The organism is Prevotella sp. CAG:592 (genome assembly GCF_000436015.1).
GTDB classification, from domain to species: domain Bacteria; phylum Bacteroidota; class Bacteroidia; order Bacteroidales; family Bacteroidaceae; genus Prevotella; species Prevotella pectinovora.
The window spans coordinates 1-1,930 of record NZ_FR892521.1 but is presented as its reverse complement, the minus strand read 5'-3'; the positions used below and the strand labels follow the sequence as shown (position 1 = coordinate 1,930).

At 44.7% G+C, this 1,930-nt stretch carries 2 protein-coding genes; both read right to left on the bottom strand.

Annotated features, from left to right (window positions below):
- Positions 1 to 130: 130 nt before the first annotated feature.
- Positions 131 to 430 (bottom strand): ribosome hibernation-promoting factor, HPF/YfiA family, encoded by a 300-nt coding sequence (hpf, locus tag QVO99_RS02525; RefSeq protein ID WP_022316019.1) that lies wholly within the window; start codon positions 428 to 430, stop codon positions 131 to 133.
- A 25-nt stretch (positions 431 to 455) separates the two neighbouring features.
- A complete protein-coding gene (locus QVO99_RS02520) occupies positions 456 to 1,340 on the bottom strand; it encodes a tyrosine-type recombinase/integrase (RefSeq protein ID WP_287074817.1) in 885 nt (294 codons plus the stop codon).
- Between the last annotated feature and the right edge of the window lie 590 nt (positions 1,341 to 1,930).

Here is a 1,930-nt window from a genome sequence, read left to right as displayed (position 1 = left end):
GTGCTCTGGCCAACTGAGCTAAAGAGGCAAAACCTTGCAGCCGTATTGGCTTGTCGCAAGCGATGTGTCTTGAACACGGCTGCAAAGGTACGCATTATTTTTAAACCACCAAAACTTTTGGGCTTTTTTTTTAATTTTCCCTTGATTTTTCTTTAAATTTGGTCAGTTGAACCTTCATAGAGTCCACACACTGGTCGATTGCCTCCTCAAAAGTGTCGCATGTCTTCTCTACGAAAAGTTTGCTTCCAGGCACCGTAACACTAAGGCTTGCCTCCTTGTTCATGGCCGTTGCAGGCTTCACGACTTTCAGCTGTACTTCTGTGTTCTGGATATCCTCATAAGTCTTTGACAACTTCTCTACCTTCTTCTCGATGAATGCCTTCAACTGGTCTGTTGCGTCGAAGTGAATTGATTTAATCTTAATTTCCATAGTTCTTTCTCCTATATTAAAAAGGTTATCGCCGCGGATGAGCGGCTTTGTACTCTTGTTTAAGTTTCTCGAATGTGGTGTGTGTATAGATCTCCGTGGTGACCAGACTCTCATGTCCGAGCAGCTTCTGCACGCTTTCCAATCCGGCGCCATGGTTGAGCATCGTGGTGGCGAAGGTGTGTCGGAGCACGTGGGGAGAGCGTTTCTTTGCCGTGCAGACCCGCGAGATGTTTTTCTTCACCCGGTATCTTACGGCTGCGTCATCCATCCGTATGCCTTTTTTCGTCACGAACAGAGCTTTGGTATGGCGCGTTACATTCTCGTCTCTAACCTTTATATAATAGAGAATCTCCTTTTTAAGTTCCTCGCCGAATGGGATTATGCGCTGCTTGCTGCGTTTTCCGGTCACCTTTACCTGAAGGTTTACGAAATCAACGGCATCGTCGTCGAGCGACGTCAGTTCCGAGAGGCGCATCCCCGTTTCATAGAACACCATGATTATCGTTCTGGCGCATACGTCTATGAATTTCGTCATGTCCCACATCGTTTCATCGAGCAGTTCCTGCATCTCTGAATCTTTAACGAATACCGGAAGGCGCTTGTTTTTCTTCACTCCTTCGATTATCCGTGAGGGATCTTTGTCCACGAGTCCGTGGGAGAGGGCGAACTTGAAGAACGACCTCACGGCGCTGAGTCTTCTGTTGACCGACGCCGCCACGTTGCCTTTGTCTATCATTGTCTCCATCCAACCGCGAATGATGTCTGAGTCGATGGTGTTCCACGACAGTCCGGCGTCGACATTCCTGAAATACTCTTCGAGTTCGGTCAGGTCTTTACCGTATGCGAGCATCGTTTCCTCAGAGAAATTGCGCTCATAACGCAGATAGTCTAAAAAACGCCTTATCATCATCAATTCGTCACTTGTGGATTGTTTTCCGCTACGAAAATACTCACTTTTCTTCAATTGACAAAATTTTCCGCTTCTTTTTTAGTACAAAACTGCCTCCAGGACATTTATGCGACCCGTTGGCGGAATCAATTTAACCCAAATCAACCGTTAGGGCTTGCTTGAATTTTGATATTTTAGAAGAGTGGATTTTGTTTGACTTTTAATGAGTAATAGCGAGCTATTGCGAATTAAAAACAGACAAAAGACGCCTTATAAAAAGCAAAAGACTGCAAGCAGTTATTAAAATTATACATTAAACGGCCTAATGACCGATTTGGGTTTAATGAGTAATAGCGGGTGTCGATATGAGTAAAAGCAGCCCATATAGCTGATTCTTAGTAAAAAACAAGAATTTCCGAAAAAACTGTCAGACCATCTGGTTTTTCGCCGTAACACTCTGACAAGCAGACAGTTGACTGTCATCCGATTGTCTGGCAATTGTCTGGATGGTTGGCTGACGAAAGGAATTGTCAGGTGTAAGGAATTCTGATGACAGGAATTGCCAGCGTTGGCAGAATCACGAAAACAGGAATATGGGTATTAAACCCAAA

What these genes read in the sequence shown, in the direction of transcription:
- hpf (WP_022316019.1), bottom strand. Translation starts at nt 430, where the DNA reads ATGGAAATTAAGATTAAATCAATTCACTTCGACGCAACAGACCAGTTG.
- QVO99_RS02520 (WP_287074817.1), bottom strand. Translation starts at nt 1,340, where the DNA reads ATGATGATAAGGCGTTTTTTAGACTATCTGCGTTATGAGCGCAATTTC.